At 69.6% G+C, this 23,838-nt stretch carries 28 protein-coding genes; 10 read left to right on the top strand and 18 right to left on the bottom strand.

Translation table 11 applies throughout. The features are described 5' to 3' along the window. The first annotated feature begins 20 nt into the window (after window positions 1-20). Entirely contained in the window at window positions 21-341 is a 321-nt protein-coding gene (locus tag BMW35_RS07855; RefSeq protein ID WP_089668810.1) for a hypothetical protein, read from the top strand. 104 nt (window positions 342-445) lie between these two features. Here BMW35_RS07855 and BMW35_RS07850 read toward each other — a convergent pair whose 3' ends face one another. Further along, complete coding sequence (locus BMW35_RS07850; protein ID WP_089668809.1) at window positions 446-1,429, bottom strand: NOG1 family protein; 984 nt, start codon at window positions 1,427-1,429, stop codon at window positions 446-448. Window positions 1,430-1,510: 81 nt separating this feature from the next. Here BMW35_RS07850 and BMW35_RS07845 point away from each other — a divergent pair, with 81 nt between their 5' ends. Continuing rightward, on the top strand, window positions 1,511-1,867 hold the full coding sequence (locus tag BMW35_RS07845) for a DUF5518 domain-containing protein (protein WP_089668808.1): 357 nt from the start codon (window positions 1,511-1,513) through the stop codon (window positions 1,865-1,867). On the opposite strand, the gene BMW35_RS07840 is transcribed toward BMW35_RS07845, so the two are convergent. From BMW35_RS07840 to BMW35_RS07820, 5 genes are read right to left on the bottom strand one after another with little or no spacing between them, the layout of a single operon-like run. Further along, window positions 1,864-2,616 carry an alpha/beta fold hydrolase gene (locus BMW35_RS07840; RefSeq protein ID WP_089668807.1) on the bottom strand — a complete coding sequence of 251 codons (753 nt, stop codon included), beginning with the start codon at window positions 2,614-2,616 and terminating at the stop codon, window positions 1,864-1,866. The genes BMW35_RS07845 and BMW35_RS07840 overlap by 4 nt on opposite strands. A 50-nt stretch (window positions 2,617-2,666) precedes the next feature. Next, window positions 2,667-2,954 carry a phosphoribosyl-ATP diphosphatase gene (gene hisE, locus BMW35_RS07835; protein ID WP_089668806.1) on the bottom strand — a complete coding sequence of 96 codons (288 nt, stop codon included), beginning with the start codon at window positions 2,952-2,954 and terminating at the stop codon, window positions 2,667-2,669. Further along, entirely contained in the window at window positions 2,951-3,397 is a 447-nt protein-coding gene (locus tag BMW35_RS07830; protein WP_089668805.1) for a bifunctional nuclease family protein, read from the bottom strand. The genes hisE and BMW35_RS07830 overlap by 4 nt, the downstream gene beginning before the upstream one ends. A 40-nt stretch (window positions 3,398-3,437) precedes the next feature. Next, window positions 3,438-4,037 (bottom strand): pyridoxal 5'-phosphate synthase glutaminase subunit PdxT, encoded by a 600-nt coding sequence (gene pdxT / locus BMW35_RS07825; RefSeq protein ID WP_089668804.1) that lies wholly within the window; start codon window positions 4,035-4,037, stop codon window positions 3,438-3,440. 37 nt (window positions 4,038-4,074) lie between these two features. Further along, window positions 4,075-4,236, bottom strand: a complete 162-nt coding sequence (locus BMW35_RS07820) for a preprotein translocase subunit Sec61beta (RefSeq protein WP_089668803.1) — start codon at window positions 4,234-4,236, stop codon at window positions 4,075-4,077. Window positions 4,237-4,349: 113 nt separating this feature from the next. Here BMW35_RS07820 and trxA point away from each other — a divergent pair, with 113 nt between their 5' ends. Then, window positions 4,350-4,619: a thioredoxin gene (gene trxA / locus BMW35_RS07815; RefSeq protein WP_089668802.1), complete on the top strand. Its 270-nt coding sequence runs from the start codon at window positions 4,350-4,352 to the stop codon at window positions 4,617-4,619. A 103-nt stretch (window positions 4,620-4,722) separates the two neighbouring features. After that, window positions 4,723-6,582, top strand: a complete 1,860-nt coding sequence (locus BMW35_RS07810) for an SLC13 family permease (protein WP_089668801.1) — start codon at window positions 4,723-4,725, stop codon at window positions 6,580-6,582. Here BMW35_RS07810 and BMW35_RS07805 read toward each other — a convergent pair. Next, window positions 6,579-6,923 carry a hypothetical protein gene (locus BMW35_RS07805; protein ID WP_089668800.1) on the bottom strand — a complete coding sequence of 115 codons (345 nt, stop codon included), beginning with the start codon at window positions 6,921-6,923 and terminating at the stop codon, window positions 6,579-6,581. The two genes, BMW35_RS07810 and BMW35_RS07805, sit on opposite strands and share 4 nt — an antisense overlap. Window positions 6,924-7,011: 88 nt before the next feature. Between BMW35_RS07805 and BMW35_RS07800 the strand changes: the two genes are divergently transcribed. Further along, complete coding sequence (locus BMW35_RS07800) at window positions 7,012-7,944, top strand: sulfide-dependent adenosine diphosphate thiazole synthase (RefSeq protein WP_089668799.1); 933 nt, start codon at window positions 7,012-7,014, stop codon at window positions 7,942-7,944. After that, a complete protein-coding gene (gene thiD / locus BMW35_RS07795; RefSeq protein WP_089668798.1) occupies window positions 7,944-9,299 on the top strand; it encodes a bifunctional hydroxymethylpyrimidine kinase/phosphomethylpyrimidine kinase in 1,356 nt (451 codons plus the stop codon). The genes BMW35_RS07800 and thiD overlap by 1 nt, the downstream gene beginning before the upstream one ends. On the opposite strand, the gene npdG is transcribed toward thiD, so the two are convergent. The 3 genes from npdG to BMW35_RS07780 all read right to left on the bottom strand — a co-directional run bounded on the left by npdG (window position 9,270) and on the right by BMW35_RS07780 (window position 11,323). Next, window positions 9,270-9,938 (bottom strand): NADPH-dependent F420 reductase, encoded by a 669-nt coding sequence (gene npdG / locus BMW35_RS07790; RefSeq protein ID WP_089668797.1) that lies wholly within the window; start codon window positions 9,936-9,938, stop codon window positions 9,270-9,272. The genes thiD and npdG overlap by 30 nt on opposite strands. 67 nt (window positions 9,939-10,005) lie before the next feature. Continuing rightward, the gene (locus BMW35_RS07785; RefSeq protein WP_089668796.1) at window positions 10,006-10,905 is read right to left on the bottom strand and encodes a TIGR01548 family HAD-type hydrolase; all 900 of its coding nucleotides are present in this window, start codon (window positions 10,903-10,905) and stop codon (window positions 10,006-10,008) included. Between the two features lie 28 nt (window positions 10,906-10,933). Beyond that, the gene (locus tag BMW35_RS07780; protein ID WP_089668795.1) at window positions 10,934-11,323 is read right to left on the bottom strand and encodes a UPF0146 family protein; all 390 of its coding nucleotides are present in this window, start codon (window positions 11,321-11,323) and stop codon (window positions 10,934-10,936) included. A 39-nt stretch (window positions 11,324-11,362) separates the two neighbouring features. On the opposite strand from BMW35_RS07780, the gene BMW35_RS07775 reads away from it, so the two are divergent. Beyond that, the gene (locus BMW35_RS07775) at window positions 11,363-11,884 is read left to right on the top strand and encodes an archaemetzincin family Zn-dependent metalloprotease (protein WP_089668794.1); all 522 of its coding nucleotides are present in this window, start codon (window positions 11,363-11,365) and stop codon (window positions 11,882-11,884) included. A 531-nt stretch (window positions 11,885-12,415) separates the two neighbouring features. On the opposite strand, the gene BMW35_RS07765 is transcribed toward BMW35_RS07775, so the two are convergent. From BMW35_RS07765 to BMW35_RS07745, 5 genes are all read right to left on the bottom strand, one after another. Then, a complete protein-coding gene (locus BMW35_RS07765) occupies window positions 12,416-13,564 on the bottom strand; it encodes an MFS transporter (protein WP_089670377.1) in 1,149 nt (382 codons plus the stop codon). A gap of 251 nt (window positions 13,565-13,815) precedes the next feature. Beyond that, the gene (gene hflX / locus BMW35_RS07760; RefSeq protein ID WP_089668792.1) at window positions 13,816-15,102 is read right to left on the bottom strand and encodes a GTPase HflX; all 1,287 of its coding nucleotides are present in this window, start codon (window positions 15,100-15,102) and stop codon (window positions 13,816-13,818) included. A gap of 167 nt (window positions 15,103-15,269) precedes the next feature. Next, entirely contained in the window at window positions 15,270-16,214 is a 945-nt protein-coding gene (locus BMW35_RS07755) for a hypothetical protein (RefSeq protein WP_089668791.1), read from the bottom strand. A 199-nt stretch (window positions 16,215-16,413) separates the two neighbouring features. Beyond that, the gene (locus BMW35_RS07750) at window positions 16,414-18,246 is read right to left on the bottom strand and encodes a ribosome biogenesis/translation initiation ATPase RLI (protein WP_089668790.1); all 1,833 of its coding nucleotides are present in this window, start codon (window positions 18,244-18,246) and stop codon (window positions 16,414-16,416) included. A gap of 2 nt (window positions 18,247-18,248) precedes the next feature. Further along, window positions 18,249-18,548 (bottom strand): EMC6-like membrane protein, encoded by a 300-nt coding sequence (locus BMW35_RS07745; RefSeq protein ID WP_089668789.1) that lies wholly within the window; start codon window positions 18,546-18,548, stop codon window positions 18,249-18,251. A 190-nt stretch (window positions 18,549-18,738) separates the two neighbouring features. Here BMW35_RS07745 and BMW35_RS07740 point away from each other — a divergent pair, with 190 nt between their 5' ends. Together BMW35_RS07740 and BMW35_RS07735 are read left to right on the top strand one after the other, a co-directional pair. Next, window positions 18,739-19,128 carry a hypothetical protein gene (locus tag BMW35_RS07740; RefSeq protein WP_089668788.1) on the top strand — a complete coding sequence of 130 codons (390 nt, stop codon included), beginning with the start codon at window positions 18,739-18,741 and terminating at the stop codon, window positions 19,126-19,128. A gap of 165 nt (window positions 19,129-19,293) precedes the next feature. Beyond that, the gene (locus BMW35_RS07735) at window positions 19,294-19,572 is read left to right on the top strand and encodes a helix-turn-helix transcriptional regulator (RefSeq protein WP_089668787.1); all 279 of its coding nucleotides are present in this window, start codon (window positions 19,294-19,296) and stop codon (window positions 19,570-19,572) included. Between the two features lie 188 nt (window positions 19,573-19,760). On the opposite strand, the gene BMW35_RS07730 is transcribed toward BMW35_RS07735, so the two are convergent. Continuing rightward, the gene (locus BMW35_RS07730) at window positions 19,761-21,635 is read right to left on the bottom strand and encodes a PINc/VapC family ATPase (protein ID WP_089668786.1); all 1,875 of its coding nucleotides are present in this window, start codon (window positions 21,633-21,635) and stop codon (window positions 19,761-19,763) included. 108 nt (window positions 21,636-21,743) lie between these two features. Between BMW35_RS07730 and BMW35_RS07725 the strand changes: the two genes are divergently transcribed. Then, window positions 21,744-22,151 carry a DUF7347 domain-containing protein gene (locus tag BMW35_RS07725; protein ID WP_089668785.1) on the top strand — a complete coding sequence of 136 codons (408 nt, stop codon included), beginning with the start codon at window positions 21,744-21,746 and terminating at the stop codon, window positions 22,149-22,151. 210 nt (window positions 22,152-22,361) lie between these two features. Here BMW35_RS07725 and BMW35_RS07720 read toward each other — a convergent pair whose 3' ends face one another. Together BMW35_RS07720 and BMW35_RS07715 are read right to left on the bottom strand one after the other, a co-directional pair. Beyond that, window positions 22,362-23,069, bottom strand: a complete 708-nt coding sequence (locus tag BMW35_RS07720; protein WP_089668784.1) for an archaeal proteasome endopeptidase complex subunit alpha — start codon at window positions 23,067-23,069, stop codon at window positions 22,362-22,364. After that, the gene (locus BMW35_RS07715) at window positions 23,070-23,789 is read right to left on the bottom strand and encodes an Ntn hydrolase family protein (protein ID WP_245708151.1); all 720 of its coding nucleotides are present in this window, start codon (window positions 23,787-23,789) and stop codon (window positions 23,070-23,072) included. It abuts the gene before it with no gap. Window positions 23,790-23,838: the final 49 nt, after the last annotated feature.

The raw sequence follows: 23,838 nt of genomic DNA, 5'->3' as shown, positions 1-23,838 counted from the left end.
GGCAACGAGTACCATACTCCATGAGCACAGACGCCACCGAATCCCGAGACGTGACTGCCGCGACGCTCCGGAGCCGGGTCGCGGCCACACTCGACAGCGAGTTCCCCGACCTCCGCGGCGGCAAACGAGTCGTGCAGCGAGTGGACGCGGACACCGGTGTCGTCACGCTGTCGTTCAGTTGCGGCTGCTCGGACGGCGTCTCGGCGGACACCGAGCGCGCAATCGAGAACACGCTCGTCACTGAACTCGACCCCGTCACCGGCATCACGACCGAGTCTGGCTGTGGCTGCGGGTCCGCGGGCCGCAGCACGGATGACACCGGTCCCAAGGCACCGTTCTAACACCTCACCGGTCGCAATATCCGGGATTCTCACTCCCTAGCGGCCGCTCCGACGCTCGCTACTGCTCGCGTTTTCCGAGGGTCCTCGCGCTGCTCGGACGCTCGCTATTCCTCGAACGGCAGCTCGGGCTCGTGGCCGGCGGCCTCGACGGCGGCGTTCAGCGTCTCCTCGATGCCCTCGTCGTTCTCGACGCTCATGTAGCAGTCCGCCTCGACCTCTTCCGAGAGGTCGGTCTTGCTGCAGACCGTGACCAGCGGCGTGTCTCCGAAGCGGTCGGCGACCTCGGCGCGGAGTGCGCGCTGGTCGCCGAGGGGGTAGCCGCAGGTGCCACTCGGGTCCAGGAAGAACAGGATGACGTCGCCGACGTGCGTGAGCGCCGACACCGCCTGGTCCTCGATCTCGTTGCGCTCGTCTGCGGGCCGGTCGAGCAGCCCCGGGGTGTCGACGAGCTGCCAGGTGACGCGTTCGTGCTGGAAGTGCCCGATGTCGACGGACTTCGTCGTGAACGGGTACTCCGCGGTCTCGATGTTCGCGTTCGTCACGGCGTTCACGAACGACGACTTCCCGACGTTCGGGTAGCCCGCGACGACCACCGTGGGGACGTCCGGCCGGATGTCCGGAATCGTCTTCAGGGCGTCACGGGCCGCGCCGACGGCCGCGAGGTCGTCCTCGACCTGATTCATCACCGACCCCATGCGCGCGAACCCCTGCTTGCGGAGTTTGCGCGCTTTCTCGGCGTCGTTCGGGAGCCGCCCGATGTACTCGCGGCCGAGGTCGTGGGTCTTCGAGGACGCCCACGACAGCTCCGAGAGGTGCTGGCGGAGTTCGTCGACGCCGTCCTCGCTCGCGAACTCCTCGCGGAGGATGGCGTCCGCCAGCTCGCCGTAGAACGGGTCCACGTGGTCGAAGTCCGGCCACTCCGTCACGACGTTGTGGAGGTTGTCGCCGAGGATGTTCGACGCCGTCTGCAGCATCGACTGCTGTGCTTCCACGCCCTGTTTCGCGCGCCCGGCCCGGGCCGCCCGCGAGAACGCCTTGTCGAGGAGTTCCTCCGACGTGGGCGTCGTCGGCAGGCTCTCGAAAATCATAGCACAGGATTGGGTGCCGACACGTAAAAGGCCACGTATCCGCACGCGGGGCTTTTAGCCCGCCACGTCGTTGTCCGCGGTATGGTCAACTGGCGCGCGGTGCTCGTCGGGTTCGGCGTGGAACTGGTCCTGGGGCTGTTCGCGTTCGCGCTCCCCGGCATCGGCCACGCGGCGGCGGGGCTGGTCGGCGGCTTCGTCGCCGGCTGGATGGCGGCCGGCAGCGTCTGGAACGGCGCGCTCCACGGCCTGCTCGCCGGCGCACTGGGTGGTGTCGTCGTCGTGTCGCTGCTCGTGCTGGCGAGCGTCGTCGTGGGGCTCGCGTTCGCGCCGGCGGGCGCGCTCGGGCTCGGCGTCGCGGCGCTCTCGCTGGTCGTGTTCTTCGCGCTCGCCGTCGACAGCGCCGTCGCGGGCGCAATCGGCGGCCTGCTCGCCGACTAATCGAGGAAGGACCGGACCGCGTCCTCTAGCTGTGCCGGTGCGGTCTCCAGCCCGTGGTGGCCCGTCTCCGCGAGCGTGACCACGTCGGCACCGAGCCGGTCGGCGACGGCGTCGACGGCGCGGTTGACGTGGTCGTCGCTCGCTTCGCCGACGACCAGCCGCGCCGGTGCATCCACGTCGGCGTCGAACTCATCGACTCCGTACTCGACCACCACGTCGTGTTCGCGCACGACGGTTTCGGCGATGCCCGCAATCGCGGCAATCGGCATCTCGTCGACCAGCTCCTGACCGCCGAAACCGCGGAAGAACAGCTCCACGGCCTGTTCGCGGTCGCCGGCAGCGAGCAGGTCCCGCATCCGGGCCGCGCGCTGTACGCCACCCGGATGCTCACCCACGACGACAGCCGGCTCGTACAGCAGGAGAGAGTCGATGTCGGCGTCTGCCGCGGCTTCGAGTGCCACCAGCCCGCCGAAAGAGTGTCCGAACAGGACGGGGTCGTCGCCGACGGCGTCCAGCACCGCCTGCACGTCTTCGACCTCCCGCTGGAGCGCGTACCTATCGCCGTCGCCGCTGTCGCCCCGGCCGCGTCGGTCCATAGCCACTGCCCGGAAGTCGTCGGCGAGCCGCTCCGGAATCGTTCGCCAGCTCTCTTTGCTGCCCGCTATGCCGTGTACGAGCACAATCGGTCTGCCGTTGCCTCGCGACTCGTAGGCTATCTCGGTACCGTCGGCGGAGACCACCGTCTGCATCGGTGCGGTGGTCGCGTCCCCGGGAGAAAAAAGACCGGCTCGCCGTCGGGTCAGCGCCGCGCTTCGAGTTCGTCCAGCAGGTCCTCGACGTCCATGTCGTGCTGGGCGAGCACGACCAGCATGTGGTAGACGATGTCGGCGCCCTCGTGGGCGAGTTCGTCGGTGTCGCCGTCCTTCGCGGCGAGCAGGAACTCCGTCGCCTCCTCGCCGAGCTTCTCTAGGGCGGCGTTCTCGCCCTTCTCGTCGTGGTCGAGCAGACTCGCCGTGTAGGAGTCCTCCGGCATCCGTTCCTTGCGGTCCTCGATGACGTCGAACAGCTCGCGGAGCGCGTCGCTCATACCGACATCACCTCGCGCACGTCCCTGAGTTCGTCGAACTCGTCGGGCGACCGCGCGCCGTCCTCGAAGACGGTCTCGTCCACCTCGATGGGCGCGTTCGTGCGCGCCGCGAGTGCCAGCGAGTCGCTCGGCCGGGCGTCCACGACCGCGCTCCCGCGGGGCGTCGCCACGTGGAGGTCCGCGATGTACGTCCCGTCATCGACGTCGGAGACGACCACGCGGTCGACGCGCCCGCCGAGTTCCTCCATCACGTCGAGCGTGAGGTCGTGGGTGAGCGGTCGGCCGATGTCGCGGGCGTCCATCCCGCGAGCGATGCTCGCTGCCTCCTCGAACCCGACGAAGATGGGGAGGACGTCCTCACGGTCGTCCGCGCCGAGGACGACCACCGAGACCGGGCCGTCGGGAGTCTCCGCGACGCGCACGGCGTCGATGTGAGCGTTCACGCGTCCCCCTCCACCGCTGCGGCCGGTGTGCCGGTCGGGGTCACTGGCCCGCCTCCGGTGTCTCGAAGAACGCCAGGTCGTGGATGCGGAAGTCCTCGGTCAACTCGGGGTGGAACGAGGTCCCGACCACGGGGCCGTCACGGACAGCCACCGGTCGGCCGTCCCAGGACGCGAGCACGTCGACGTCGTCGCCCACCTCGTCGATGACGGGCGCGCGGATGAACACCGCCGGGAACGGCTCCTCGAAGCCCGTGACGTCCAGGGGCGCTTCGAAGGAGTCGACCTGCCGGCCGAACGCGTTCCGGTCGACGGTCACGTCGAGGAGGTCGAGGGTGTCCACGCGGTCGTCGTTGGCGTCCGTCGAGGACACGATGAGGCCTGCGCAGGTCGCCAGCAGCGGCTTCCCGTCGGCGACGTGTGCGCGAATCTCGTCGTCGATACCCTCGCGGGCCAGCAGCCGCGAGATGGCCGTCGACTCCCCGCCCGGCAGCAGGAGGACGTCGCAGTCCGGGACGACGCCGGACGTCCGGATTTCGCGGACGTCGGCGGACTCGCCGTGGGCGTCGGCCGCCCGACGGACGGCGTCGGCGTGCTCGGAGGCGTCGCCCTGCACGGCGACGACGCCGGCTGTCACTGTCATACCACTCGGTAGGCGACTGCCGGGAAAAAGCCTCTCGCTACGCGAAGAACTGCAGCAACAGGACGGCGATACCGAAGAACGCGCCGATGGCGACGACTGACCGCGGGTCGATCTGGAGCGCGTTGGAGTCCTCCGAGTCGAAGTACCGGACGAGGCCCGCACTGGACATCAGGCCGCCGGAGTTCTGGCCACTGCTCATACACGACTTCTCGCCGTGCGGCCGCCTAAACCTTTCGTGTTGCCGTAACTCGCGGCAATCGCCGTGCCGTGAGAAACCCTTAACCAGTGCGGTCGTCAACCCGCAATATACGGATGACTGTCACGCTCAAAGACTTCTACGCCGACTGGTGTGGCCCGTGCAAGACCCAGGACCCGATTCTGGAGGACCTCGAAGAGGACTACGGCGAGAACGTCACGTTCGAGAAAATCGACGTCGACGAGGCCGAGGACGTCGCCAACGAATACCAGGTGCGTTCGATTCCGACCATCGTCGTCGAGAACGACGAGGGCGTCGTCGAGCGGTTCGTCGGCGTCACGCAGCGCGAGCAGCTCGAGGACGCCCTCGAGTCCGCGGGCGCGTAACGACCCACTTTCCTCCGCCGTCGCGACTCCGGTAGCGGCCGCGCCGGCCCGCGGTTCGTAGCCTTCCGGCAGGCTTTCGTGGCCCCCGGCTCTGCGTGCAGTCATGTCAGTGGCGACGCCGGCCACGGTGTCCGCGCTCGGGGGCGTCTCTGTCGACGTCCTCGTGGTGTTCGCGGTCGTGCTCGGTGCGCTCGTGTTGTTCGTGACGGAGTGGCTGCCCATCGACGTCACCGCCATCCTCATCATGGTGGTGCTGGTGGTGCTGGGGGACTGGACGCAGGTGTCCACCACGGAGAGCCTCTCGGGGTTCTCGAACAAGGCGACAATCGCGGTGCTCGCGATGCTCATCCTGTCGACCGGCGTCAGCCGGAGCGGGCTCGTCCAGATTGTCGGCCGGAAGCTGTCGGCGTTCGCGGGGGACAGCCGGCGTCGCCAGCTCGCAGCGACCATCGGCGCGGGAGGCCCGGTCTCGGGGTTCATCAACAACACGCCCGTGGTCGCCATCCTCGTCCCCGTCATCTCGGACCTCGCACACAAGGGGAAGACCAGTCCGTCGAAGCTGTTGATGCCGCTGTCGTTCGCGTCGATGCTCGGCGGCATGCTGACGCTCATCGGAACGTCGACGAACCTCCTGGCGAGCGAGACGGCCGCGCGGCTCGGCGCTGAGCAGGGCGTCGAGGGGCTACACGCGTTCTCGATGTTCGAGTTCACGCACCTCGGCGTCGTCGTCCTCGCCGTCGGGTCGCTGTACCTGTTCGTCGTCGCGCCCCGCCTGCTCCCCGACCGGGTGCCCGCCGAGGAGGACTACCTCGCGGAGTACGAGATGGGCGACTACCTCTCCGAGGTCGTGGTCGGCGAACACTCGCCCATCGTCGGGAAGACCGTCCGGGAGGCCATCGACTTCGACCGCTTCGACGCCGACGTGCTCGGGCTGGTGCGGGACGGCGAGCGCTTCATCGAACCCCTCGGCCAGAAGGTCGTCCGGGCCGGCGACACCCTCACCATCCGGACCGACCGGAACACACTCGGGGACATCGCGACCGTCGACGACCTCGCGCTGTCCGGGACGCCCGAGGAGGAGGCGGAACTCGAACCGACCACGCAGGACGAGCAGGCGCTCGTGGAGGTCGTCATCCCGTCGGGGTCGTCGCTCGCCGGGGAGACGCTGGCGTCCGCGACGTTCCGGCAGCGCTACGACGCGAACGTGCTGGCGTTCCGGTCGCGGGGGGAGACGGTCCACGAGCGCATGGACCACCGGCAGCTCCGGGTCGGGGACACGCTGCTCGTGCAGGCTCCCCGGGAGGGCATCGACCGGCTGTCCGCGAACCAGGACTTCATCGTCGCCCACGAGCCCGAGGAGCCCGACTACCGCACGGAGAAGATTCCGTACGCCGTCGCCATCGTGCTCGGCGTGGTGCTCGCGGCGACGGTGACGCCGTTCCACATCGTGACCACCGCGCTCGCCGGCGTCGTGGCGATGGTGGGGACCGGCGTCCTCCACCCCTCGGAGGTGTACGAGTCCGTCGACTGGGACGTCATCTTCCTGCTGGCGGGCGTCATCCCGCTGGGAATCGCGCTCGAACAGACGGGTGCCGCGGAACTCCTGGGCGGACTGGTCGCGTCGACAGCGACCGTCCTCCCGGCAATCGGCGTGCTGTGGGTGTTCTACGTCTTCACGGGCGTCATCACGAGTGTCATCTCGAACAACGCCAGCGTCGTGTTGATGATTCCCGTCGCCGTGGAGGCGGCCGTAGAAGTGGGCTCGAACCCGTTCGCGTTCGTGCTCGCGGTGACGTTCGCGGCGTCGACGGCGTTCATGACGCCGGTCGGCTACCAGACGAACCTCTTCGTGTACGGACCGGGCGGCTACACGTTCGGGGACTTCTTCCGCGTCGGGCTGCCGCTGCAGCTGCTGCTCTCGGTCGTGACGGTCGCGGGCATCGCCGTCTTCTGGGGCGTCTAGATCGGGTGTTTCTCGACGCGCCACTCGCCGTCGCCGCCGTCGAAGCTGAACGTCCGCGAGCCCTTGTCTGACTGCACGATGAGCTGGTCGTCCGCGACTTCGAACCGCGTCAGCATCTTCAGTTCGAGTTCCTCGCGGACTGTCTCGAAGCGTAGCATGTGGCGGCCGTTAGCCGCGTAGACGCCGACGCCGGTCATCATCTGTTCGTCGGTCGCGGGGAACTCGGCGCGGACGCGGTCCGCGTCGTTCTCGACGACCTCCCCACCCACTCGGTCCACCCAGGTCTCGAACGCGTCCGCGAACGCCGCCGAGACGCCGTCGTCGTCCCACACCGGTTGCATGCTCGCAGTGCCGGCCTGCCCCTGCTTAGCGTTTTGGGCTCCAGTCCGAGACCAAACGCTTAATTAGCCAGTTGTAACACCTAGTGGTATGTCGTTCGACTCGTTCGCCGACGCAAGTGAAGCCCAGGTAACGCGCGCAATCACCCGCCAGTGGACCGACGAGTTCCTCGACGACACCGAGACCGAGGTCATCATCGTCGGTGGCGGTCCCTCCGGCCTGATGGCCGCCAAGGAACTCGCGGACCGCGACGTGGACGTCACCATCATCGAGAAGAACAACTACCTCGGCGGCGGCTTCTGGCTCGGCGGCTTCCTCATGAACAAGCTCACCGTCCGGTCGCCCGCTGACGACGTCCTCGACGACCTCGGCGTCCCCTACGAGTACGACGAGGAGAACGACGGTCTCGCCGTCGCCGACGCCCCGCACGCCTGCTCGTCGATGATTGCGGCCGCCTGCGACGCCGGTGCCCGCATCCAGAACATGACCGAGTTCACCGACATCGTCGTGCGCGACGACCACGAGGTCGCCGGCGCAGTCGTCAACTGGACGCCGGTCCACTCGCTGCCCCGCGAACTCACCTGCGTCGACCCCATCGCCATCGAGGCCGACGTGGTCGTCGACGCCACCGGCCACGAGGCCGTCGTCGTCTCGAAGCTCCACGAACGCGGCGTTCTGGAGGCCGACGGCATCGAACACGTCGAAGAGCACGCCACCGGCATGGACCAGACCGCCGACGGCGAGTACGGCGCGCCCGGCCACGACTCCCCCGGCCACGACTCCATGTGGGTCGCCGACAGCGAGGACAAGGTCGTCGAACAGACCGGCAAAGTCCACGACGGCCTCGTGACCGCCGGCCTCTCGACGGCGACCGTCCACGGCCTCACCCGCATGGGGCCGACGTTCGGTGCGATGCTGCTCTCCGGGAAGGTCGCAGCCAACGCCGTCATGGACGAACTCGGCGTCGACGAGCCGCGCGTCGACCTCCCGAGTCGAGCCGCGCCCGCCGCCGACGACGACTGATGCGACCCGTCGCGCTCACGGTCGCGGGCTCGGACAGCGGCGGCGGCGCTGGCGTGCAGGCCGACCTCAAGACGTTCGAGGCCTGTGGCGCGTTCGGCACGTCGGCGGTCACCGCCGTCACCGCCCAGAACACGCGGGGCGTCACCGCCAGCGACGTCCTCGACCCGCAGACGGTGCGCGCGCAGGTCGGTGCGGTCACCGACGACTTCGACGTCGCGGCGGCCAAGACGGGGATGCTCGGCGACGCCGCTGTCGTCGAGACAGTCGCGGACGCGCTCGGCGACGCCGCGTTCCCGGTGGTTGTCGACCCCGTGGTGGTCGCCGAGTCCGGCGACCGCCTGCTCACCGAGGACGGCCTCGACGCCGTCCGCAACGACCTCCTCCCCGAAGCCACGCTCGCGACGCCGAACGTCCCCGAGGCCGAACTGCTCGCCGGCGTCGACGTCGAGACCGAAGGCGACCTCCGCGCCGCCGCCGAGGCCGTCCGCGACCTCGGCCCCGACGCCGTGCTCCTCACGGGCGGCCACCTCGACGGCGACCCCGTGGACGTGTTCGTCGGCGAGACCACGGGCGCGTTCACTCGCGAACGCGTCGACACGGCCGACACCCACGGCTCCGGCTGCACGCTCTCCGCGGCAATCGCCGCCCGGCTCGCGCACGGCGACGACCGCCACGCGGCCGTCGAGCGCGGCGTCGACGCGGTCGCCGCCGCCATCGAGTCGGACCTCTCGCTCGGCGCTGGCGCTGGCCCCGTCGACCACCGCCGGGTCGCCGACGCCGTCCACGAGGCCGACGCCACCTACCCCGGAACGGCCGACGCCGTCGCCGCCGTCCGGAGCGTCGTCACCACCCTCGAAACCGAGTGGCCGCCCGCGCTCGTCCCTGAGGTCGGTACGAACGTCGCCGTCGCCCCCGCTGACGCGACCGAGCCCGCAGACGTCGTCGCCGTCGACGGCCGCCTCCACGCCACGACCCGGGGCGTGCGCGCCGCCGGCGGAGCCGAGCCCGGTGCCTCCAGCCACGTCGCCCGGTTCCTGCTCGGCGTCCGCGCCGACGACCCCGAGATTTCGGCGGCGGCGAACGTCCGCTGGACCGAAGCCCGCGCGAACGCGCTCGCCGACCGCTGGGACACCGAGACCGTCGACCGCACGAACGAGCCCGCCAGTGCCGACGGCACGATGGACTGGACCGCAGCCCGGGCGATGGCCGGCCGCGACACCGCGCCGGACGCCGTCCTCGACCCCGGCGCTGTCGGGAAGGAAGCGATGGTGCGCGTACTCGCCGCCGACGCGGACGCGCTCGCGGAGAAACTCAGCGCGGTGGCGTCACTCGAACGTGACGCCGACGTCGTGTAGACCGTCGTTGTACCGCGCGAGGTTGATGAGCAGCGGCGTCAGCGACTCCACCTCGGCCGCGTTCGCGGCCGGACCCGCGTCCAGCGCGCGCAGCCCGTCGATGTCTTCTGCGAGGTCTGCCGCGAGATTCCGGGCGTCCGCGTCGTCGCCGACGACGAGCGTGTCCAAGTCGAGGTCCACGTCGAGGTTCGCGAGCCGGTCGGCCGCGAGGTTGTGGAACGCTCCGACGACTCGCGCGTGGTCGGGCGCTGCGTCCGCGACGAGTTCGGTGACGCTGCCCGCCGACGGCGGATTGTAGTGCATGCCGTCTTCGTCGCTCCCGATACCCACCGCGGGCGAGACGACGAGCGCGTCCTCGTCGAGTTTGTCCGCGACGTCCGCGACGACGTCGGCGACGTGGTACGGCGGCACCGCCAGCACCACGACGTCCGCGCGGTCGGCCGCCATCTCGTTGGCGAACCCCGTAATCTTGCGGTCGACGCCGCGGCTGTCCAGTTCGGTCTCGTACTCCTCGGCTTTCGCCCGCGCCTTCTCGGGGTCCCTGGAGCCGACCACGAGCTCGTGGTCGGTGTCGTACGCCCACCGCAGCGCCAGCCCCGCGCCGATGTCACCGGTCCCGCCGAGTAACGCGATTCGCATACGCCGACCGACGGCCGGCTCCCGAATAAGAATTGCGTGGCCGCCAGCACTCGCCGGCGTCGGGCAGTCAGTCGACCAGCAGGTCGGGCAGGTCGTTCACGGAGTCGAGGACGTGGTCGGCACCCGCGTCCTCGTACTTCTGTCTCCCTTCTTCGCCGGTCAGCCCGCCGGTCAGCACGCCGACGGCGTGGTACTCGCGGCTCGGGTCGGCCGCTCGGGCGTTCAGCGCCGTCTCGACGTCGTCGAGCGTGTCCCCGACGAACACCACCGAGTCGGCACCCGTGCGCTCCGCGAGCGCAATCAGCGCCCGGGGGCTCGGCTTCCCCTCCTCCCAGTCGTCCATCGTGAACCGGCGTTCGTCGGGCACGTCCAGACCGACGCGGTCGAGCGCGATGTCCGCCTCCCCGCTCGGCCGCCCGGTTAGCACGCAGACCGGCCAGTGTTCGGTGAGCGCCTCGATTGTCTCGGGCGAGACCAGCCGGTCCTCGTCGTGGATGTAGCCCTCGACGCCGAGCTCCGCCTCGCCGCCCTCCAGGTCCTCGTAGTAGTCGCTCCCGAGGTACAGCTGCTGGAAGACGTCCCGCAGCCGCTCGGGCTGCCAGTCGTCGCGCACCTGCCGGACAACGTCGGCGTCCAGCGTCGCGTCGACGACCTCCTCGGCACCGTCGAGGCCGCCGCCGTGGTCGGCGATTCGGTCAGTGTACGTCGCGACGCTCCCGAGGGCGCTGTCCGCCTCGCTCGCCCCGTCTCCTCCCTGCGCCTGCCGGGCGAGCACCCAGAGTGCGGCCGCGTCAGTCAGTGTCCAGTCGTTGTTGAAGCCGCCGGCGTCCTTGAACTGCTGGACGTCGGCCTTCTCGATGGTGTCGCCGTACACGTGCTCGACGGCGTCCACGATGGCCCGCCGGTAGGAGTCGGCCACGTCCACGAGCACCCCGTCGACGTCCAGCACGACCGCGTCCACGTCCATACTACGACAGTCGGCCGCCCGGGAGAAGTCAGTTACGCGTCCTCGCCGCGAACAGCGTCCCCGACGCCACCGTCTCCGGGTCGGCGGGCACCACCACCGGGTCGCCGCCCAGCGTCGTGAACAGGCAGTCCGCGCCCGCTCGCTCCGTGACCGACACGAGCGCGCGCTGGAGTTCCGGTGGACACCGCAGCGCGTACACCGCGTCCGCGTCCTCGTACACCGCGGGGTTGGGGTCAGTCACGTCGTCGACGACGAACCGGACGCCATCGGGGACGTCTCGCTCCACGACGTCGGTCGCCGTGACCGCTCGCCCCCGGTCGGCGAGCGCCGCCGCCACCGCCGTCCGGCGACCCACGCCGACCTCCACGAGAACCTCGTAGTCCGCCAATACCTCCGCGACAGCGGGCGGATTCGTCACGGCGGGATGTTTATGCCGTCCCACGTTTAACGATACCTCATGCGGGTAGATATCGTCCCCGTCGGTGACGTGCCCGCGCACGTCAAACGCGAGGCTTCCTCCAGTCTCCGCTCCGTCTACGACTGCGAGGTGGTCGTCGCCGACGCACAGGCGGTGCCGACGGAGGCGTACGACGACGCCCGGAGCCAGTACCGCGCCGCCGAGTTCATCGACGCCGCCACGCGGGCCACCAGCGGCGACAAGACCATCGCCATCACGCCCCACGACCTCTTCTACCGCCGCCGCAACTACGTCTTCGGCCTCGCCTACCTCGACGGCCGCGGCTGCGTCGTCTCCACGTACCGGCTCCAGACGTCCAGCGACGGCGGCTTCTCCGACCGGCCCGCCAGCGAGGTGTTCGACGACCGCGTCCGCAAGGAGGTCGTCCACGAACTCGGCCACACGCTCGGCCTCGAACACTGCGACAACAACCGCTGTGCGATGAACTTCTCGCCCACCGTCCGAGAGGTCGACCGGAAAGAAGAGCACCTCTGCGGGAGCTGCCAGCGGACCGTCTTCTGAACGCACCTTCCGCTGCGCTCCTTCGAGTCCTTCGCGCTCTCAGTCGTCTGCTCACGGCGCGCCTTTCGAATCACGCCGTCCGCTCGGTAAGCGGGACCGTCGCTCCCGCTCGGCTGGCAAACGCTACGCTGACAGCTGTCGTGAATCCGAGTTCGTGATTCGCTGGTGGCGGTGGAACGCCCGTTCACTACAGATGCGGACTTCCCCATACGTGATTCACTGTCTCGCAAACTCGCCCCGTTGCTGAAGGACGGCGACGCCGATCAGCGCCAGTGCGAGTCCACCAATTGTCCCGGCGATATCAGCGAGCCCGGGGAGACTCGTCCACGCGTACGACTCCCCGAGGAGCGCGCTGACAGACGAACCTGCTGTTAGCGTCCCGAGAACCAACAACGGGAGCCCGATCGCGCGAGGATTCTCCATACGAGGCGGTTCTCACCAGCAACGGAAATTGGCACCGATATGACGTACCTCTCGTACGCACCGTTTCGGCCGATTCAGGCTCAGAGGCTCGCCCGGACTCTCTCGCGACTACCCCTCGACGGCGTCCGAGTGCTGCTGCGCCCGCTCGACCGGCGTCTCCCAGAGCCGGATGGCCAGCGAGCTCGCGACGAGAACCACGCCGGCCACCGCGAGCGCGAACAGCGGCGAGACGGCGTCGGAGACCACGCCGCTGCCGAGCTGGAACGGCACGACCGCGAGGCCGCTGACCATCGCCATCGCGGACAGCACCGTCGCCCGCCCCACCGTCTCGGTGCGGTCGTTGACGTACTGGCTGGCGAACGACCGCGTCACGTCCGAGAGCCCGCGAACCAGCAGGAACGTCGGCAGCGCCAGCACCGGAACGAAGTACATCCCGACCAGCGCCCCGCCGACCACGAACGGGAGCCACAGGAACCACGCCCGGAGGCCGACGCGCTCCCGAATCGCGCCCGTGTAGTAGCTCAGCCCCGCGCCGAAGAGGCTGTACGCCGCGTAGAACCACCCGAGCAGCGACCTGACCTGCGTCTCGGAGACGCCGTAGTCGAGGACGACGCTCTCGAAGACGGGCTGGAGGAACACGAACACGAGGTACGTCACCGCCGCGTAGACGACGTAGTAGTACAGCACGAACGACCGGATGTTCCGCTGTGCGAGCGTCTGCCGGACGATGGCGGCCGTCCGGGAGAAACTCAGGTCTGCAGTGTCGGCCTGCTCGTAGGTGTCCGGCTCGTCGATGGTCAGGAGGACGACCACGCCGAGTGCCGTGACCGCGGCGGCGACGAACCAGGGGTACGTCAGGTCGATGCTCCCGAGGTAGCCGCCGACGACCGCCGCGCCCGCGCCGACGGCCAGCGACACGGACTCGCCCCGACCCCGGACGTGCGCGAACTCGTCCTCGGAGAGGTCGTCGGTGAGCGTGTCGTACAGCCACGCGTCCTCGCTCCCCGACCGGAAGTTGTAGCCGGTCGACCAGCAGGCGTACAGCACCGCGAGTGCGAGAAACGAGTTGGACAGCCCGATGCCGAGCAGCGTGACCGAGATGAGTGCGGTGCCGACGAGGAGGCTGTTGCGCCGGCCGACCCGGTCGCCGACGTAGCCGGTCGGAATCTCGCCGACCAACGTCGTCACGTTGTATATCGCCTCGAGGACGGCGATCTGCGTGAAGTCGAGGCCCTGCGCCAGGAAGAAGAGGTACATTATCGGGCGGTAGAACTCGACCGCTTCGGTGGTCTTGTAGAGGTAGTACTTCAGCACGCTCGCCGGCGGCAGAGTCGAGCGCGAGCCCCAGCCCAGAGCAGACACACTGGACGGATAGAGACCCCCCTGCGATGATTGTTTTGTTCTGACGTGCTGGGCGTTCGTACGACCGCCACGGGCGCGGACAGCACCCCGATTCGGCGTCCGCCACGCGTCGTTCCGAGACCGTGCTCGTCGAGGTGCCGGCGGGCTCAGTCGGTCACCGTCTCGGCGCGCCCTTCGGCTTTCGCGGCGACCTCTGGCCGCGCCTCGAAGTCGAACTCGATGCGGTCGCCGTACTCGGGGTCGTGGACCGTGCCGTGGTCGTGACACCACGACAGGAAGCCGTTGCCGTCGTCGGTGTTCGGGACGGAGAGCGAGACGCGCTCGCGGTCCGGCAGCGCCCCAGTGAGCCGGTCCCGGAGCGCGTCCAGCCCCTCGTCCTCGGTCGCGCTCGTGACGACCGGTGCGGCGTCGGTGCGGTCGGCGACCAGTCGTCGTTTCCCGTTGAGGTCGTCCGCTTCGTCCCGTTTGTTCAGCACGGGGACGAGCGCTCCGTCGGCGTCTGCCAGCTCATCGAGGCTCGTCTCCACCTTCGCCCGAATCTCCTCGCGGTCGTCGGTCGCGTCGACGACGAGGAGGACGGCGTCGGCCTCCCGGGCGGCCGCGAGCGTCGTCCGGAACGAGGAGACCAGCCAGCCCGGCAGGTCGTCCACGAACCCCACCGTGTCGGTGAGGAGGACGCGGCGGTCGCCGACGGTCGCCCGGCGCGTCGTCGTGTTCAGGGTCTCGAACAGCCGGTCGCGGGACGCGGCCGTGTCGGTGCGGTCGGCGTGGCCGTCGTTCTCGTCGACGGAGAGGTCGTCCGCGAGCCGCCTGAGGAGGGTGGACTTCCCGGCGTTCGTGTAGCCGGCGAGCGCCACGAGGTCGAATCCCGACTCGCGGCGCGCCGCCCTGACGCTGTCGTCGGCGTCGTCCAGCCGGTCGAGTTCCTCCCGGAGGTCCTTGATGCGCTGCCGGTAGTCCGCCCGCAACTGGGCTGCCGGGCGCTCGCCGCCGCTCTGGAACCCCCGACGGCCCTGGGTCTCGCCGCGCTCGACGCGAGCCTGCGCTCGCGGGAGTTCGTACCGGAGTTCGGCGAGCCGGACTTCCAGCCGGGCGCGCTTGGTCTCCGCGCGCTCCCCGAAGATGTCCAGCACGAGACGCGCGCGGTCGACCACCTCCGCGCCGACCGCCGCTTCGAGGTTGTACGCCCGCCCGGGGTCGAGGTGGTCGTCGACGACCACGAGGTCGGCGTCACGGCGCTCGACCAGGTCTGCGATGTCGGCGACAGCGCCGTCGCCGAAGTCGTACGTCGGGTCCCGTGGGCGCGCCTGCGTGCGCTCCGCGACGACCTCGACGCCCGCGGCCTCGCAGAGCGCGCGGATCTCGTCGGTCTCGATGGGTGTGTCTGTTCGTCGTTTCGCGACGACTGCTGTCGAATTCCGTCTGTCTGTCATGTGCGCGTGGGTGTCTCGCTGGGTCAGAAACCGGTGCCCGTCGTGACGCCCGCACGCGGCAGCCGCCGGCCGCTGGCGGCGAGCCGGGTCGGACGCCCGGCTACGAGTCGAGGACAGTCATCGACTACGAACGGGACGGCCACGGTCAAAACAGTACCGGGGGTGTGTCACAGGCTCTCGGGCACGGACGCGGCGACGAGCCACACGGCTGTCCGGTCCAGGCTCGGGAGAACGTCGGTCGCGACCGGTCCGTTCCCGGGCGGCCCGTTCGTGCTGTTTTCGGGCGGGCCGCCGGTATCGTCACCCGGTGGCCCCTGCGTGTCGTTGCCGGGCGATCCCCGCGTGTCGTTGCCGGGCGGACCCTGGGTGCGGTCGCTGGGGGGGCCCTCAGTACCGTTTCCCGGTGGCCCCCGGGTCGAGTTTCCCGGCGGTCCCTCCGTCTCGTTTCCGGGTGGCCCGGCCGTCACGTCACTGGGCGGCCCCTGGGTCCTGTTCCCGGGCGGGCCGACCGACCGGTTCACCGGCGGGCCGCCCACGTCGCGGGCAATCGCCGCGATTTCGGGGCCGGAGAGGTTCCCCGCCGCCGCTCGCAGTCGGTCGAGGTCGGCAGAGTCGACGCCCGCGTCGGCGAGCGCCCTCGGCGACAGCGTCCGCGCCTCGCTCGCCGTCCGGTTCAGCAGCCGGTTCGCGGTCGATAGCTCCGCAGCCACCCGCGCCATCTCGGCCCGGTACCGGCCCTGCGAGATGGTGCCGTTGTCGCGGGCGTTCCGTAGCGCCTGCTTGCGGTCTCGGAGTTCGGCGACGCGCTCGGAGAGGTCGCCGGTCTGGTCCGCCAGCACCGACGCCTTCGAGGCGTTGGACTTCGCGGCGGCGAGCTGGCGGCCGAATGACCGCTCGGCGACTTCGCCCTCCACTTCAGCGCCCTGCACGTTCACGACGCCGGCGAGCCGAGCACCGGGGGCCGTCTCGTTCGCGGTCTCGTTGCCGTCGGCCTCCTGGACCGCCGACGTGCCGCCCGCGTCGGCCGGTGCCGCGGCCGGTGACGCGACGACCGCCGGTGCGGCGAGGCCGACGACCACGAGGGCAGCGACCGCCAGTACCGTGTGTCTCATGCTGGCCGGCTCTACCACCTCGCGTCACTTAAACGGGCGCGACCGTGCGCGCCGATTCGACCGAATTAACGCCGATTAACTGGGAGAGACGCCGCTTCCGTCCGGGCAACCCCGGACCAGTCAGTTCGCGTCGTAGTACTCGCCGTCGCGCTTCTGCTGCTCGCGCAAAACCCTGCACGAAAAAACCGCGACCGGCGCGTCAGTTCGTGTAGTAGTACTCGCCGTCGCGCTTCTGCTGTTTGTCCAGCTGGCTGCCCGGCTTGTTGATGCGCGGGCGGCCGAGGCGCTCGTCGCGCCGGAACGTTACGTCGAGGTTCGCGAGGAACTCGTTCATGCCGCCGCGCATCGACTGCGGTGTCGACGCGTGGCCGTGGTCGGCGGGCTCGCCGTCGAACACCATCAGGCGGTCGCTCACGAGGTCGATCATGTAGATGTCGTGGTCGATGACCATCACGGTGCTCTCGTTGTTCTCGGCGTACCGCCGGATGGCGCGCGTGGCGAGCACGCGCTGCTCGACGTCGAGGTGCGCGCTCGGCTCGTCGAGCAGGTAGAGGTCGGCGTCCTTCGAGAGGGTCGCGGCGATGGCGACGCGCTGGCGCTCCCCGCCGGAGAGGTCCGGGAGGTTCTGCTCCATGATGCGGTCGAGCTGGAGCGGGTCGCCGATCTCGGTCTGCCAGTAGCTGGTGCCGACGTCGTTCGTGATGGAGGAGAGGAACGCGTCGACGCGCATGTGCTGGTCGGCCTCCACGTACTGCGGTTTGTACGCGATGTCGAGGCCGACATCGAGGTCGGCTCCGGTCTCGCCGTCGACGCTGGTCGCTTCCAGGCCGCCCGCGAGCAGCTGGGCGAACGTCGACTTCCCGATGCCGTTCGGCCCGACGACGCCCAGCACCTCGTTGCGGTTGATTTCCCCGCCGTCGACGGACAGCGTGAACTCGCCGTCGCCGTAGGACTTCGTCATGTCGGGGTAGGAGACGAGCGTGTCCTCGCGGCTAGTGGACCGGGGCGCGTGCTCCTCGAACTGGATGGCTTCCGGCCGCACGCGCATGTTCTCGTTCTCGAGGTAGCCGCGGAGGTACTCGTTGATGCCGTTGCGCACGCTCTTCGGCGGCGTCACGACGCCGTAGACGGACGGTTCACCGTAGGCGACGTGGATGGAGTCCGCGAGCATATCGAGGACCGCGAGGTCGTGCTCGACGACGAGGACGGCCTTGTCCTCCTCCTCGGCGAGTTCGCGGACGATGCGCGCCGCGGTGACGCGCTGGCCGATGTCGAGGTACGGCGTCAGCTCGTCCACGAAGTAGAAGTCGGCGTCGCGCGCGAGCGTCGCGGCGAGCGCGACCCGCTGGAGCTCCCCGCCGGACAGCGAGTCGATGTCCTGGTCCATCACCGGCCGAATCGAGAGCCGGTCGACGAGGTCGTCGAGGACGCCGCGCTCGTCGGTCGCTTCGAGGAGCTCGCGGGTCTTTCCGTCGAACTGCGCGGGAATCTCGTCGACGTACTGCGGCTTCTTCGCCACGTCGACGTCGCCGTCGCGGACCGCAGCGAGGTAGTCCTGGAGCTCGGTGCCGCGGTACTCGTCGACGACCTCGTCCCAGTCCGGGGGCGACTCGTGGCGGCCGAGGTTCGGCGTCACCTCGCCCGCGAGGAGGTCGACGGCCGTCGACTTCCCGATGCCGTTCGGCCCGAGGAGCCCGGTGACTTTCCCGGATTCGGGCACCGGGAGCCCGTACAGCGCGAACGAGTTGTCGCCGTAGCGGTGGGTGGGCTCGTCGTCGAGCTCCTGCGGGAGGTTGATGATTTCGATGGCGTCGAACGGACACTTCTCGACGCAGATACCACAGGTCTCACCGAGACAGATCTCCTCGCTGATGCGGACCTGGTCTGGGTCACCGTCTTCTGCGTCGTCGCCCCGGAGCGTGATGCACTCCTTGCCGGTGCGGTTCGGCGGGCAGTAGTTCGAGCACTCGTAGTTGCACCGGTCGGGCTGACATCTGTCGAGGTCGACGACGGCGATGCTGTCCTCGGCCATCGTTACAGGCTGACGCCAGCGGTGAGGAGTACGCCCCAGGTGACGAACCAGAGGGCGAACGTCATGAACGCGACGTAGAAGTGGTCTTTCGCGCCGAAGTCCCCGACGTCGACGCCGAGCAGCCGCATGAGCCCGAGTTCGACCGCGACGAGGCCGAACATCACGAGCAGGCCCGTGCGGCTCGCGGGGTCGGAGACGGTCATCTCCGAGACGAACGCCGCCGCCACCCCGCCGAGCGTGGCGATAGTCGTGACCTTCAGGCTCCGTCGGTGGGAGGCCGTCGGGTCCAGATTCTCTGCCATGCGGGATTGTCCGGCGGCCGCGCTCAAAAGACGTTCGCTTGGTGGACGACAGCTCTCTCCCACTCGCGAACGGGAGCGCTCACAGGCCGGGCTTACGCCGCGAACACGGTCGGCTTACGGTCAGCGGGGGTCAGCTTACGGCCTCGTACGGGCCGTATAGCAAACTGCGCGTTCCACTTCGAACGGTCCCATGGGCACGCAACCCATCGATAGACGGCGCTTCGTACAGCTCACCGGCGTCGCACTCGCGACAGCGCTCGCTGGCTGTGGCGACTCCGGCGACGACGGTGAGAACGGTGACGAGAACGTCGACGGCGACGGGGTCGGTGGCGGCGGCGGTGCGGGCGACAACACGACAGCCGGCGGCGGCGGGGACAACATGACGACGGACGACGGGATGACCACGACGGAAGATGCGATGACTACGACGGAGGACACGATGACGACCACAGCGGAGAGCACGACGACGGAGAGCAACACGACGATGGAGGGGAACATGACGACGGAGGGCACCATGACCACAGCGGAGAACAATACGACGATGGAGGGGAACACGACGACCACCGAAGACGGGGGCTGACGACGGCTTCGCACGCGGTCGCAGCCCACGCGGACGGCCGAACCCGGTACACTGGTTCGGTCGAACGGCTGCGAGCCGCCCACTCCATCGTGTCGGGCACGAGTGCCCGCACCGTGAGAGAGACCCCCGCACTTTTAAGCTCGTGGAGTGTTTCGATTCGTAACGATGGCTGTAGACGACAGTGTGCTGGAGGACCTCCCGCCGAGCGCCAAGCTCGTCTTCAAGGTACTCGAGTACGACGGCCCACTCACGCAGAAACGAATCGTCGAGGAGACCATGCTGTCCGCTCGAACCGTCCGCTACGCGCTCGAACGCCTCGAAGACCGCGGCGTGGTCGACGAGGACATCTACTTCGCCGACGCCAGACAGAGCCTCTACAAGCTCACGTCCGAGCCCGAGGACGGCACCGCCGACGCTGACGCCGACGCCGAAGCCGCCGACTGACCAGCCGCACCTCGCTTGGCCGCGCTCGCTGCGCTCGCAGCCGCCCGAACTCCGCTCGGAGCGCCGCTGCCCCGCCGGCCGGCTTGTCTCTGACCGCCGTCACGCGGGCCACAGCCGCACCGCTCGCCCTTTTAGACGCCTGTACGCATAGCTTGGCTGTCGACGTGTCGACGGCGAGAACGGAGCGGCTACTCGTTCGGGACGACCGTCACCATGCGCTCGGCGTCGATGGCGCGCTCCAGTTCCTCCGCGATGGCCGACCCGCGGGAGACCTTGATGTCGCCGCCGCGGCCGACCGTCGCCGTGAACAGGTACTCGCCGTCGGCCTGCACCTCGACGGTCTCCCCCGACCGGCCGTCGTCCAGCGGGAGGATGATGTGCCGGCTCGTGATTTCGGGCGTCACGATTTCGCCGGCCGGGTCCGCGCTCGCGCCGCCGCTGCCGCCCGAATCGCCGCTGCTGCCGCCAGCGACCTGACTCGGGCGTTCGTCGAGCGTGCGCACGTCGATGTCGATGCCGAGGCGGTTCTCGATGTCCGCGATGCGGCCGCCGCCCTTCCCGATGACGTGGCTGATGTCGTTGTCGCTGACGTAGACGATGGCGTCGTTCGGCCCGCGGATGTCAACCTCCACGCGGTCCCGGGTCGCGGCCTGAATCTCCCGTTCGACCTCCTGTTTCGCGAGCTTGTCGACGCCCGACTCGCTGGAGCCCTCGTCGCCGTCCAGCGGCACCGTGACGACCTGGCGGTTGAACGTGTAAATCTCGTAGGCGGGGACCTCGGTCTCGAAGTCCCGGACCTGGATGACGGGCCGCGCGAGGTCCTCCTCCATCAGGCCCTCGGGGACCTTCACCTCGGTCGTCACGTCGTAGACCGTCTCCGCGTCGCCCTCCTCGATGTAGACGACGGTGTCGACAATCTGGGGAATCATGCCGAGTTCGACGCGGCCGACGAGTCGCTGGAGCGCGTCGATGGGCCGGGTGGCGTGGACGACGCCGACCATGCCGACGCCCGCCAGCCGCATGTCCGCGAACACCTCGAAGTCGTCGGTCTTCCGGACCTCGTCGTAGATGGTGTAGTCCGGCCGCACCATCAGCAGCGAGTCGGCGGTCTTCGCCATGTCGCCGCCGAGCTCGGTGTACTGCGTGACCTCGTCGCCGACCTGGAGGTCCCGGGGTTTCTCCATCGTCTTCACGACGTTGCCGGCGTCCGAGAGGAACTCGGCGACGGCCTGCGCGAACGTCGACTTCCCGGCACCCGGCGCGCCGGCGATGAGCACGCCGCGGTCGCGCTCCAGCAGGCGGTCCCGGAGGTCGTCGGCCTGCTCGTAGTCGTCCATCGTCGTCTTCACGATGGGGCGCACGGCGGTAATCTCGATGCGCTCGCTGAACGGCGGCTCCGAGACGGCGATGCGCATGTCCCGCACCTGCGAGATGGTCATCCCGTCTTCGGAGAGCTCCACGAACGCGTCGTCCGCGCGCTTCGCCGTCGAGACGATTTCCGTGGCGTACTCCCGGATGGTCTCCTCGTCGAGTTCCTCGTCGCCGATAGGCTGGTACTCGATTTCGCCGACGTCGCCGCGCTTCGCCATCGGCACCATCCCCGCCTTCAGGTGGAGGCTCATCGTGTCCTCGGTGAGGTACTCCTCGATTTCGAGTTCGCCGAGGTCCGGCTCCAGCGGTTCGAGGAACTCCACGTCGATGCCCTTCCCCTCGGCCACTTCGGCCTGCACGATGTCGCTGGTGACGAACGTCGCGTCGTACTCCGCCGCCACGTCGCGGATGATGGCGTCGATAGCGCCCGCCGACGCGCGCTTGATGTCGTCTTCGCTTGCACGCTCGCCGACGTATTCGACCGTAATCGTCCCCTCGTCGGCGAGTTCGACGAGCCGCTGGAGCTCTTCGAGCGCGTCCCAGCCGGTCTGCCGGCCGCCGTTGGCCTGTGCCTCTACTTCGCCGACGACCGCCTCGGGCACGTAGACTGTCGCGCCCTCGTAGGTGCCGTCTTCGACGCGCTCGGAGACCCGGCCGTCGACGACGACGCTCGTGTCCGGAACGACGTTCATGTTAGAAGGAAGTAGGCTCCGCCGGGTTGATAAGGGGTGTGACCGCCGTCACGTGACTGCTTGCCGTGACCCGGCCCCTTATCCGCCCGACAGCCCAGACTACTCGCCATGACGGAATCGAGGGACCCGGGCGTCGGGCGCGACGGCGCGCTCGACGCCACGCCGACCCCAGCGGTCGACGCACAGGGCTGGCTCGGTGACGCTCGGCCGGCCGACGAGCCGGCGGGCGCGCTCGCGGCCAGCGAGGACGCGTTCCAGGCGCTCGCGAGCGACGTCCGGCTGGCGGTGCTCGTCCACCTGCTGCGGACGGACCACGCCCCGACGTTCTCGGCGCTCCAGTCGGCCGCCGGCAGCGACAGCTCCGCGGGGTTCGCGTACCACCTCCGGCAGCTCGACGGCCGGTTCGTCCGGAAGGTCGGCGAGGGCTACGAACTCACGGCGGCCGGCCGACGCGCCGCCGAGGCCGTGGTCGCGGGGACGTTCACGGGCGACGACGAGAGCCGGCAGGCGAGCTGACAGAGCCGGTGCTGCGCGCCGGGCGTGTCGCAGACGGAAAGAATTGTGTCCCAGACGGCTTCCGTCTCGCGTCCACGTACGCGACTCCCAGTGGGTCCACGGGGTGAGGGGTGTCTGGAAGCCAGTGCCACGTAACCCCCGCTCCCGGAAACAGTCTCGCCACGTGACGGCATGGCACTCAAGTGGGGGGCGGTGGGAGCGCCGGCGACGCTAGCTCGCGCTGCCGTGCGCGGACCGAAGCCGGTCCTCGCCGACGCGCTCGGTCCCCTCGTCAGTCACGAGCGTCGCGTCGACGTCGGCCACGTTCAGGTCCTCGACCGCCGCGTCGAGCCCGTCGAGCGCGAGCGCGATAGCGTCACGGTCGCCGAGCGCCGGCCCGTACCCGTCTTCGAAAGTCTCGATGGCGTCGCCGGCACCGCTGCCGACCGCGTCCGCGCGCCACGACCGGGTCGCGCCCGACGGGTCGATTTCGACGAGCGCCGGGTCGCCGTCGTGGCCCGCGACGAGCAGGGCGGTGCCGTACGGCCGCGCGCCCCCGGTTTGCGTGTACTCCTGGAGGTGGTCGGCGACGGCAGTCCCGAGTTCGGCGACGGGGACGCGCTCGCCGTACCGCACCCGTTCCTGCTGGGCGCGGCGGCGCGCGAGGTCGACGAGCTGTCGGGTGTCGGCGGCGTGGCCCGCCCCCGCTACTGCGACGTGGTCGTCGACGCTGGAGACTTTCTCGGTATCACCGTCTGCGGACAGCGGCGAGCGGTCGGGCGCGTGGGCTGCCAGCACGACGCTGTCCGCGCCGCGCACGCCGACGACCGGCGCGCCCTGCCCGACGGCCTCGCGGGCGTACTCCACCTGGTAGAGCCGGCCGTCCGGCGAGAAGATGGTCGTCCCGCGGTCGTAGGCCTGCTGGTCGGTGCCCTGCATCTACGCCACCTCCGACGCGGCGTCGTAGTCGTCGGTCTCGACGCCGTCGCGGGTGACGGTGGCGACGGTGAGGCCGTTCCCGCTGGCGGTGTCGCGCTCGCTCGCGCTCTCGACGGCGCGGGCGGCGACCCGCCGCGCCTCGCTCGGGGACAGGTCGGGCTCGTAGTCCTGTTCGAGGACGCCGTAGGCCAACTGCATGCCGCTGCCGCCCGCGGCGTAGTCGTCGGTCAGCACGCCGCCGCCGCCGTCGAGCGTGAACACGGCCGGGCCGCGCTCGTCGTCCACACCGCCCAGAAGGGGCGAGACGGCGAGCGGCGACGACCGCAGCACGCCGCCAGCGAGCGTCGACAGGGCAGTGAGGCTCGGCGGGTCACCCCGCCTATCGGCGTACAGCCGACTCTCCGAGCGCAGCACGCGCACGAACTGCTGGAGGTGGCCGACGGTCCCCGAGAGCGCGGCGGCCGCCGTCGGGTGCACCTGCTCGACTTTCCGGGTGTTCTTGTTCGCGACGAGGCGGCCGCCGCCGACGCTCGCGCGCTGGTCTGCGGCGAGCACCGCAGTGTCCCCGGTGGTGACGCCGACGACGGTGGTCCCGGTCTCTGCGGCGTCCGTGCCGGACCCCGAATCGTCGACGAGTCCGGGGTCGCGCTCGTGGAGCGGCCGGCGACTGCCTCGCGGTTGTTCTGTTGTCCGGTCTTCGGTGTGGTGGGCGGGATTCACGACTGGAGCGAGGGCCCACGGACGGAAAAGCATAATCTAAATTATATTT

It is taken from the genome of Halobacterium jilantaiense, from assembly GCF_900110535.1.
Classification (GTDB): Archaea; Halobacteriota; Halobacteria; order Halobacteriales; family Halobacteriaceae; genus Halobacterium; species Halobacterium jilantaiense.
This window is presented reverse-complemented; position numbering and strand designations above follow the sequence as displayed.

Excerpts from the sequence above, each read along its gene's own strand:
- BMW35_RS07855 (WP_089668810.1), top strand. The coding sequence starts at position 21 with ATGAGCACAGACGCCACCGAATCCCGAGACGTGACTGCCGCGACGCTC.
- BMW35_RS07850 (WP_089668809.1), bottom strand. The coding sequence starts at position 1,429 with ATGATTTTCGAGAGCCTGCCGACGACGCCCACGTCGGAGGAACTCCTC.
- BMW35_RS07845 (WP_089668808.1), top strand. The coding sequence starts at position 1,511 with ATGGTCAACTGGCGCGCGGTGCTCGTCGGGTTCGGCGTGGAACTGGTC.
- BMW35_RS07840 (WP_089668807.1), bottom strand. The coding sequence starts at position 2,616 with ATGCAGACGGTGGTCTCCGCCGACGGTACCGAGATAGCCTACGAGTCG.
- hisE (WP_089668806.1), bottom strand. The coding sequence starts at position 2,954 with ATGAGCGACGCGCTCCGCGAGCTGTTCGACGTCATCGAGGACCGCAAG.
- pdxT (WP_089668804.1), bottom strand. The coding sequence starts at position 4,037 with ATGACAGTGACAGCCGGCGTCGTCGCCGTGCAGGGCGACGCCTCCGAG.
- BMW35_RS07820 (WP_089668803.1), bottom strand. The coding sequence starts at position 4,236 with ATGAGCAGTGGCCAGAACTCCGGCGGCCTGATGTCCAGTGCGGGCCTC.
- trxA (WP_089668802.1), top strand. The coding sequence starts at position 4,350 with ATGACTGTCACGCTCAAAGACTTCTACGCCGACTGGTGTGGCCCGTGC.
- BMW35_RS07810 (WP_089668801.1), top strand. The coding sequence starts at position 4,723 with ATGTCAGTGGCGACGCCGGCCACGGTGTCCGCGCTCGGGGGCGTCTCT.
- BMW35_RS07805 (WP_089668800.1), bottom strand. The coding sequence starts at position 6,923 with ATGCAACCGGTGTGGGACGACGACGGCGTCTCGGCGGCGTTCGCGGAC.
- BMW35_RS07800 (WP_089668799.1), top strand. The coding sequence starts at position 7,012 with ATGTCGTTCGACTCGTTCGCCGACGCAAGTGAAGCCCAGGTAACGCGC.
- thiD (WP_089668798.1), top strand. The coding sequence starts at position 7,944 with ATGCGACCCGTCGCGCTCACGGTCGCGGGCTCGGACAGCGGCGGCGGC.
- npdG (WP_089668797.1), bottom strand. The coding sequence starts at position 9,938 with ATGCGAATCGCGTTACTCGGCGGGACCGGTGACATCGGCGCGGGGCTG.
- BMW35_RS07785 (WP_089668796.1), bottom strand. The coding sequence starts at position 10,905 with ATGGACGTGGACGCGGTCGTGCTGGACGTCGACGGGGTGCTCGTGGAC.
- BMW35_RS07775 (WP_089668794.1), top strand. The coding sequence starts at position 11,363 with ATGCGGGTAGATATCGTCCCCGTCGGTGACGTGCCCGCGCACGTCAAA.
- BMW35_RS07765 (WP_089670377.1), bottom strand. The coding sequence starts at position 13,564 with ATGTACCTCTTCTTCCTGGCGCAGGGCCTCGACTTCACGCAGATCGCC.
- hflX (WP_089668792.1), bottom strand. The coding sequence starts at position 15,102 with ATGACAGACAGACGGAATTCGACAGCAGTCGTCGCGAAACGACGAACA.
- BMW35_RS07755 (WP_089668791.1), bottom strand. The coding sequence starts at position 16,214 with ATGAGACACACGGTACTGGCGGTCGCTGCCCTCGTGGTCGTCGGCCTC.
- BMW35_RS07750 (WP_089668790.1), bottom strand. The coding sequence starts at position 18,246 with ATGGCCGAGGACAGCATCGCCGTCGTCGACCTCGACAGATGTCAGCCC.
- BMW35_RS07745 (WP_089668789.1), bottom strand. The coding sequence starts at position 18,548 with ATGGCAGAGAATCTGGACCCGACGGCCTCCCACCGACGGAGCCTGAAG.
- BMW35_RS07740 (WP_089668788.1), top strand. The coding sequence starts at position 18,739 with ATGGGCACGCAACCCATCGATAGACGGCGCTTCGTACAGCTCACCGGC.
- BMW35_RS07735 (WP_089668787.1), top strand. The coding sequence starts at position 19,294 with ATGGCTGTAGACGACAGTGTGCTGGAGGACCTCCCGCCGAGCGCCAAG.
- BMW35_RS07730 (WP_089668786.1), bottom strand. The coding sequence starts at position 21,635 with ATGAACGTCGTTCCGGACACGAGCGTCGTCGTCGACGGCCGGGTCTCC.
- BMW35_RS07725 (WP_089668785.1), top strand. The coding sequence starts at position 21,744 with ATGACGGAATCGAGGGACCCGGGCGTCGGGCGCGACGGCGCGCTCGAC.
- BMW35_RS07720 (WP_089668784.1), bottom strand. The coding sequence starts at position 23,069 with ATGCAGGGCACCGACCAGCAGGCCTACGACCGCGGGACGACCATCTTC.